This window comes from Hydrosulfovibrio ferrireducens (genome assembly GCF_046883345.1).
In the GTDB taxonomy this organism is placed as follows: Bacteria; Desulfobacterota; Desulfobulbia; order Desulfobulbales; family Desulfurivibrionaceae; genus Thiovibrio; species Thiovibrio ferrireducens.
In genome coordinates this window covers 21,806-30,475 of sequence record NZ_JALKCW010000015.1, presented here as the reverse complement: position 1 = coordinate 30,475, position 8,670 = coordinate 21,806, and the positions used below count along the sequence as shown (strand labels likewise).

At 58.7% G+C, this 8,670-nt stretch carries 4 protein-coding genes; all 4 read right to left on the bottom strand.

The features are described from left to right. Position 1 precedes the first annotated feature (1 nt). The 4 genes from MWR57_RS07270 to fdhF all read right to left on the bottom strand — a co-directional run bounded on the left by MWR57_RS07270 (position 2) and on the right by fdhF (position 8,628). The gene (locus MWR57_RS07270) at positions 2–271 is read right to left on the bottom strand and encodes a hypothetical protein (RefSeq protein ID WP_423124137.1); all 270 of its coding nucleotides are present in this window, start codon (positions 269–271) and stop codon (positions 2–4) included. Positions 272–599: 328 nt separating this feature from the next. Continuing rightward, positions 600–1,235: a hydrogenase iron-sulfur subunit gene (locus tag MWR57_RS14450; protein ID WP_479723953.1), complete on the bottom strand. Its 636-nt coding sequence runs from the start codon at positions 1,233–1,235 to the stop codon at positions 600–602. Positions 1,236–1,245: 10 nt separating this feature from the next. Further along, positions 1,246–4,296, bottom strand: a complete 3,051-nt coding sequence (locus tag MWR57_RS07260; protein ID WP_423124136.1) for an FAD-dependent oxidoreductase — start codon at positions 4,294–4,296, stop codon at positions 1,246–1,248. A 216-nt stretch (positions 4,297–4,512) separates the two neighbouring features. Further along, positions 4,513–8,628, bottom strand: coding sequence for a formate dehydrogenase subunit alpha (gene fdhF, locus MWR57_RS07255; protein ID WP_423124135.1), 4,116 nt, complete (start codon positions 8,626–8,628; stop codon positions 4,513–4,515). Positions 8,629–8,670 lie beyond the last annotated feature (42 nt).

Below are 8,670 nucleotides of genomic sequence, written 5' to 3'. Positions count from 1 at the left end.
TTTACGCAACGTAGTCCAAGAATCCGGTCATAGTGAAGTATTTCGCTATGACCGGAGGCTCAGCAAGAAATTGTGCGGACTGTCCCGGAAGATTGTCCAACGTACTGGGTTGAGAAATAATACCGGAAAGCTGTGCTGTTGCCGATTTCGCACGCGGAATGCGTTTTTGCCGCATACCCAGAGACCACCAAGCCGGCATTGATGATGCCCATTTGGTGGTGATGTCGATCGAACTCCCCAGAGTGGGAAAGCAGGCCTGCGCCTCAACCACGGTTAAGATCCGGCTGCTTGGCCTTCGGCTTAGTGTGTGCTGTTGTAATGAAAAGCAGAATCTGTGCCAGGAATGTTGTGCTAGGAGATTAACTCCCATCATACTGAAATAATTTAAATTTGAGACAATCCTGCGATGGAGGGTGAATGTTTCAAGGAGGGAATTGTATGACATATCAGGAAATTCCTGATATGTCAGGCGACGGTAATCCGACGGATGGACTATACGGGAGTCTTGGCAAAAGCTCTACTACTATTAAAAAACGGGAGGGGCGAACAGATGTTCGCACCTCCCGTTGGCTCATCTTCTTCTAGAATGCGTGCACCGTTTATTTCTTCGCTACGGCAGCCTCCGGGCCACCGCCTTCCAACCCGGCGGTGATGGTCTTGCCCAGCTTGTCTTCGATCACGGCGGTGATCCCTTCCTGGGTAAAGATCGATTCTTTCCGGATGGTCTTGGTGGCGTTGCCCAGGGCGATCCGCAGCTTGCGGTCGCTGACCAAGGCAAGGGCCTTGTTGATCCGGACCTTCAACTCCTCGGGGCTCAAGCCTTCGGCCTGGCCTATGGGGCCGAGCGCCTTGGTCTTCATGGTAAAATCGGTGATCAGTTTGACAAAGCGCGGCGCCTCCGCCGCTGAGGCCCACTGCAGACCAAACCGCTCCGGCTTGATCCCGACCTCGGCCAGAACCTTTTTCACCACTGCACTCACACCCATCGCGTCGTAATTACCAACCTGGTAATGGCATTCACCGAGTTGTCAGCCACCCGAGAAGATGGCGTCGGCGCCTTCGGCAAAACCGCGCAGGACAAAGGCCGGATCGAGACGTCCGGTGCACATCACCCGGATGGTCCGCAGGTTCGGCGGATACTGGTAACGGGAAACCCCGGCACTGTCCGCTGCGGCATAGCAGCACCAGTTGCAGAGAAACCCCAGGATCTTCGGGTTGAAATCGTTCTGACTCATAACTGCTCCTCTATTGTGCACCAAAGGCGGTGATTTGCGCGTTGATCTGTTCGTCGGTGAAGCCGCCCATGGAGATGGCGAATACCGGGCAATGCGAGGCGCAGATGCCGCAACCCTTGCAGGAGGCGGTGATGGTCTCGGCCTTGCGCTTGCCGTTTTCGTCCTTGATGATCCGAATGGACTGATACGGGCAGAGCGATTCGCACAGGCCGCAGCCGATGCACGCTTCCTTGTCCACGCAGGAAATGGTGGGCTCCACCGAAACAAAGCCCTTGCAGAGCGGGATGGAAGCCTTGGCCGCCGCCGCCTGCGCCTGGACGATGATCTCCTCAACCGGCTTGGGCGAATGGGCCAGGCCGCAGACATAGACCCCGCTCACCGGCAATTCCACCGGCCGCAGCTTTACATGGGCTTCGAGGAAGAACTTGTCTTCGTTCACCGGCACCTTGAGGAGCTTGCTGATCTCCTCGGTCCCTTCGGCCACGATGCCGACGCTTAGGGTCAGCACCTCCGGAGTCATGGTGACCTCGTCGCGCAGGATCGGATCGTAAAAGGTGACGCTGGTCTTCTTGCCGCTGGCCTTGAATTTGGGCTTGTTGTCCATGGTGTAGGGGATGAAGACCACCCCTTTTTCCCTGGCCTCGCGGTAGGCGTCTTCGGCAAAGCCGTAGGTGCGCATGTCGCGGTAGAGCACCACCACCTGTGAGGCCGGGTCAAGAGATTTGATCTTGAGGGCGTTTTTCACCGCATGGTTGCAGCATACCTTGCTGCAATAGTTGAGATCATCACCCCGGGAACCCGCGCACTGCACCATGACCACCGACTTGGGCGCCAGGTTCTTGCCCTTGCCGGACAGCCGCTGCTCCAGCTCGCGCTGGGTAACGATGGCGTCGGAGTATTTCACCGGGTTGCCCAGTACCAACTCGGGCCGATGCTCGCGACCGCCGGTGGCGATGATGATTACCCCATGATCAAGGGTGGTTTCCGTAGCCTTCTTGCCCTTGGTCGTGGTGAGCACCGAGCTGAAGTTGCCGACAAAGCCGTTGACCTGGGTCAATTCGGTATTGGTCAGCACCTCGATCTTCTTGTTCTTTTTCACCGTGTCGGTCAGATTGCCCAAAACCGTGGACACCGTGTCGCCCTGCAGGGTGAAGGAGAGATGCTGGAGATGACCGCCCAGGGTCGCTTCCTTTTCCACCACCGTGGTCTGAAAGCCCTGCTCAGCTAAGGTCAGGGCCGCGGTCAATCCTGCCACCCCGCCCCCCAAAACCAGGGCCTTGGGGGTAACCGGCACGGTCTGCTCGGGCAGGGGCTGGATGTGGCGGGCCTTGGCAATGCCCATGCGCACCAGATCCTTGGACTTTTGCGTCGCGGCCGCAGGCTCGTTGGCATGAACCCAGGAGCAGTGGTCGCGGATATTGACCATCTCGAAGAGACAGCGGTTGAGACCCGCGTCCTTCAGGGTTTCCTGGAAGAGCGGCTCATGGGTTCTTGGCGAACAGGCGGCAATGACCACCCGGTTGAGGTTGTGCTCCTTGATCTTTGCCTTGAGCACCTCCTGGGCGTCCTGCGAACAACTGTACAGGCTCTGGGCATGGTAGACCACGCCTTCCATGCCTTCGGTGTACTGCTCAACCGCAGGCACGTCGACGACGCTGCCGATGTTGATCCCGCAATGGCAGACAAAGACGCCGATACGGACCTCTTCATCCTTGCCGGTCTTCTGTTCTTTCGGATAGGTCTTGTGCACCAAGGCCTTGCCGCGATCCTTGGCAATCAACCCGGCCACCAACCCGGCGGCCGCGCTGGACTGGGTGACACTTTCCGGGATGTCCTTGGGCCCCTGGAAGGCGCCGGCCACCATGACCCCGGGCCTGGTGGTGAGCAAGGGGGCAAAGGTCTCGGTCTTGCAGAAATCGTAGTTATTCAGGGCAAAACCGGCGATCTCGCCAAGGTTCTTGGCGTCGGCCGGGGCGTCGAGGCCCACGGAGAGCACCACGATATCAAAGGGCTCGAAGCTGTGCGTCCCGTCCAGGGTGGAATAGGTCAGCTTGAGATTCTTCTCCCACGGCATCACATCCGCCACCCGGGCGCGGACAAACCTGATCCCCATGGACTCCGCCTTCTTCTGGGCGGCGTCAAAGCCCTTGCCCTGGGTCCGCATGTCCATGTAGTAGATGGTGATTTCCACCTCGGGGTCATGCTCCTTGGCAACCATGGCCTCCTTGATCGCATACATGCAGCAGACCGAGGAACAGTAGCCGTTGTTGCAGCCGAGGTCCCGGGAACCCACGCACTGGATAAAGGCGATTTTCTTGGGATGCCTGCGGTCGGAGAGGCACTTGACCTCGCCCTCAAAGGGGCCGGAGGCGCAGAGCAGGCGCTCGAACTCCAGGCTGGTCATGACATCCGGATGCTGGCCGTAGCTGTACTTGGCCAGGGTTGCATCGGGAATGCGGCCAAAGCCCGGGGCCATGATCACCGCCCCGATCTGGATCTCCTTTTCCTCTGCCTTCTGGCTGAAGTCAATGGCCTTGCTCTGGCAGGTGCAGACGCAGATCTGGCAGGTGCCGTGCTTGAGATACAGGCACGCCTCCGGATCGATGAAATAGGTGGCGGGCACGGCCTGGGCATAGTCGATGTGGATGGGCCGCGTTACGGCCAAGCCCTCGTTGTACTGATCCACCAGATGCCTGGGGCAGTACTTGGTACACAGGCCGCAGGCCGTGCACTTGTCCGCGTCGATATAGCGCGGACGCATCCGCAGCTTGGCGGTAAAATTGCCCGGCTTTCCGTTAAGGGAAAGGAAATCGGCATTGCTCAGAATTTCGATATTGGGAGACCGACCGGCCTCTACCAGCTTAGGTGCGAGTATTCAGAGCGAACAGTCGTTGGTTGGAAAGGTTTTATCCAACTGCGCCATGGCGCCGCCAATGGCCGCGGACTTTTCTACCAGATAGACATAGTAGCCAAGCTCGGTCAAATCAAGGGCCGCCTGAACCCCGGCGATACCGCCGCCGACGACCATGACCGTTCCTGATTTTTTAGCCCCAGAAGGCATAAGTTTCGGTTGAGCAGACAAGCTGCTCAACTCAGCTTTATCTTTTGCTTGTCCCATCGTGTAACTCCACTCAAATTAAAAAATTTAGGAGCCGTTTCGAAATGGCCTAGCTTCTAGACCATTTCGTTACGGATCCTTATGCCGGTCATGGCATTTCCAATAGTACAATTATTTTCAACTGACGGCTTAGGAGCCCAAACCGCACTCCAATACAGATCAGTCCGGCAATTCATCGCCCAACACTGCAACCTTGATGGCGCACAGTTTGTATTCCGGGGTCCTGGAAAGACGATCCAGGGCGTCCAAGGTCAGCATATTCACCAGCGCCTGCAAATGGTTGTAGGTGGTGAAGATGGTGCCCTCCTGGGTCCGGTCGGTGATGATGGCCCGCAACACCACGGAACCGCGCCGCGAGGTGAGCCGCACCCAGTTTTTCTCCTTGAGCCCCAGACGCTCGGCATCCGCGGGATGCACCTCGGCAAAGCACTCCGGGCTGACCTCGTCGATCTCCGTGGTCTTGCCGGTCATGCTGCTGAAGTTGTAGCGGGCAATATCGCGGCCGGTGGTGAACAGCAGCGGATATTCCTCGTCGGGCAGCTCCACCGGGGGAATGTAATCCTCGGGGATAAACAACCCCTTGCCGCGGGTGAACTTTTCGGTGTGGAGCACCGTGGTGCCGGGATGATGCTGATCCGGCACCGGCCACTGCAACCCGACCTTTTCCAGCCGCGCGTAGGACAGCCCCTTGTACTGGGGCAAGAGCTGACAGATCTCGTCAAAGATATCGGAAGCGGAATTATAGTGCATGGGATAGCCCATCCGCTGGGAAAGCATGGAGATGATCTGCCAGTCCGGCTTGGCCTCGCCCGGCGGCTCAACCGCCTTGCGAATTCGTTGCACCCTGCGTTCCGTGCAGGTGAAGGTGCCGTCCTTTTCCGCGTAGCAGGCCGCAGGCAACACCACATCCGCCATCTTCGCGGTGTCGGTCAGGAAGATGTCCTGAACCACCAGGAAATCGACCTTTTCCAGGGCTGCCTGGACATGGGCGATATTGGCGTCGGCCACCGCCGGATCCTCGCCAAAGATATAGAGGCCGCGGATATCGCCCTTAAAGACATTCTCCCACACCTCGGTGGCGGGTTTTCCCGGACGCCTGGGCAGCTTGATGCCCCAGAGCTTTTCGTAACTGTCAAAGAGGTCGCCGTTTTCCAGGCCGCCGTAGCCAGGCAGGGTATTGAACAACGCCCCCATGTCGCAGGCGCCCTGCACGTTATTCTGGCCCCGGAGGGGATTGCAGCCGGTGCCTTCCTTGCCGATCTTGCCGCAGAGCATGGCGAGATTGGCGATGGACTTTACCCGGTCCGTGCCGGTGACATAGTGGGTGATTCCCATGCCCCAGAAGGTTGCGTGTCTGCCTTCGGCCGCATACATCCGGGCGACCTGACGCAGTTGCTCTTCCTTGATGCCGGTGATCTTTTCCACCATCTCCGGCGTATATTTCTTGACCAGCCGGACAAGCTCGTCAAAATCCTCGGTGCGCTCCTCGACAAATTTCTTGTCCCAAAGCTTTTCCTCGAGAATGACCTGCATCATCCCGTTTAAAAAGGCGACATCGGTGCCAGGTACGATGCGCAGCCAGAGATCGGCCCGCTCGGCCAGCTTGGTGCGGCGGGGATCCACCACCACCAGTTTAGCGCCGCGGTCCACGGCCTGATGGATGCGCAACCCGATGGTGGGATGGCTGGTGTCCGGGTTGCTGCCGACCATGAAGAAGAGATCGGTTTTCTTTGTATCCGCAATGGAGTTGGTCATTGCGCCGCTGCCGAAGGTGAGGGCCAAACTGGCCACCGTGGGAGCGTGTCAGAGTCGGGCGCAGTGATCGATATTATTCGTTCCGATCGCTGTCCGCATGAATTTTTGCATGAGATAGTTTTCTTCGTTGCTGGCCCGGGCGCAACTGAAACCGGAAATGGAATCCGGCCCGTACATGGCCTTGAGGTCGAAGAAACGCTTGGCCACCATATTCAGGGCATCTTCCCAGCTCGTCTCCACCAGTTGGGAGCCCCGGCGCACCAGGGGTTTGGTCAGCCGCTCCTTGTGCTGCACAAAATTATGCGCGAACCTGCCCTTGACGCAGAGCGCCCCGTAATTGGGCGCCAGGTCAGGATCCGCGGTGACTTCCATCAGGGTATTGCCCTTGACCTTGAGGATGATCTGGCAGCCTGCCCCGCAGTAAGGACAGGTGGAGCGAACCTCGCGGATCTCTTCGTTGATCACCGGCACCAGAGAGTCTTTCTTGTTCAGGGCGCCGGTGGAGCAGTTATCCACGCAGGCGCCGCAGTTGACGCAGTTCTCCTTGAACCTGAACCGCAAACCAACCGGCCGTCCCTTGTCATCGACATCGTCGGCACTGATTTCCAGGGCATTGTATTCGCAACTGTTCTGGCAGCGCTTGCAGTAGATGCACTTGTTCAAGTCCACCAGAATCATGGGATGGCTGATTTTTTCCGTGTAGATCGGTTTTACCGCCATCCCGGTCCGGGTCGGATCAAGGCCAAAATCCGTGGCCAGTTTTTTCAGGTCGCAACGGTCATAGGCGCGGCAGCCACAGGAGAGGCAGCGCTTGGCCTCGGTGATCGCCATCTGTTCGGAAAAGCCGAGTTTGATCTCGCTGAAATCCTGGGTAGCGATCTGAGGCGGCCGGGTGGGCATCTTCTCGCGCAGCTTGATGTTGATCCCCTCGAAATTGCGGAGGTCCACATCGTCGAAGCCCTTGCCCCGGCTGAAGTTGAAGCGGCTCTCGGCCACGGTCTTGGTGATGCCCATGACCTGGGCGTGGATGTTCTCCGCTGCCCGCCGGGCCGCGACCACGGCCTGAATCACCGAACGCGGGCCGCTGGTCACATCGCCGGCCGCGTAGATGCCGGGATGGTTGGTCAGCGAGGTTCGGGGATTAGCCTTGACGTTGTATTTCGGGGTCAGTTCCAGAGAGGCTTCCAGTTCGCCGCCGTCGAATCTCTCGTGGCAGGCGCTCAAGCCCTGGGCGACAATAACGGTGTCGGCCTTGATATTCACCGTGGAATTGGGGATCGCCTCTGGGTAGCGGATGCCTTTATCGTCGGGCTCACCGAGCTTGGTCCGGATCAACTGCACGCTGATGCCGTTGTCGGTATCGCTGAAATTCACCGGCGCGGCCATGAGCAGAAACTGCACGCCCTCTTTTTCCGCCACCCGGATATTGCGCTGGTTGGCCGGCATCTCGGTCTGGGCCCGGGGATAGATGATGGTGACCTGACCGACTTCCTTGCGCAGCAAAGAGCGGGCAACCTCCATGGCCACGTTGTTGCCGCCGAACACCACGGCGGAGCGGCCATAGTTGGTTCCCTTACCCTCGGACATATCCCGCAGGAATTTCGTGGCCGGGATCACCTTGGGCAGGGCGCAGCCCGGAACATCGAGACGCTCGTCCACCGGGGTGCCGGTGGCGATGAGAATGGCCTCGTAGCCTTGGTCCTTGAGAGATTGCAGGGTGAAATCTTCGCCCCATTTCTGGCTCAGGCGAACATTGATCCCCATGCGCAGAATGGTGCTGATCTCGTAATCCAGCACATCCTGGGGAATCTTGTAGTCGGGGATGCCGTAGCGCAGCATGCCGCCGAGCTTGGGGGCGGATTCGAACACCGTGACATCGTGGCCCTTGCGCGCCAGATAATACGCACCGGTCAGGCCGGAAGGCCCGCCGCCGATAACGGCGATCTTCTTGCCGGTAGCAGGGTCGCGGGGGATGCGCAGGTCGATCTTATGCGCCATGCACCAGTCGGCGACAAAACGCTTGAGATGGTTGATGGACACCGGCTCATCCACGAGAATCCGGCGGCAGCGGGTTTCGCAGAACCTGGGGCACACCCTGCCCACGGAAAAGGGAAAGGGGTTGCGCTCCATGACCAAACGCAGGGCCTCTTCGTACTGGCCCTTAGCCACATGGGCGATATAGCCCTGCACGTTGATTTGCCCGGGACAGGTGAGGTTGCAGGGCGCCTTGCAGTCGCCGAAATGGGTCTCCATCAGGAGGGTCATGCGCTCGTTGCGCTTGGCCTGCAGCTCTTTGGAATCGGTGGTGATCCGCATCCCTTCGCTTACCGGTGTTACACAGGACCGCACCGGCTCCTCCACCCCTTCCACGCTGACCACGCAGATCCCGCACGGAATGTCCGAGGTCGCCTTGTTCACGTGGCAGAGGGTCGGGATATGGATATCCGCCCGTTTTGCCGCTTCCAGGATGGAAATCCCTTCCTCGGCAACAATTTCATACCCGTTGATTGTGATATTCATAGAAGATAGGTTCAAGGCTAAAGGTTCAAGGCCAAAGGCTAA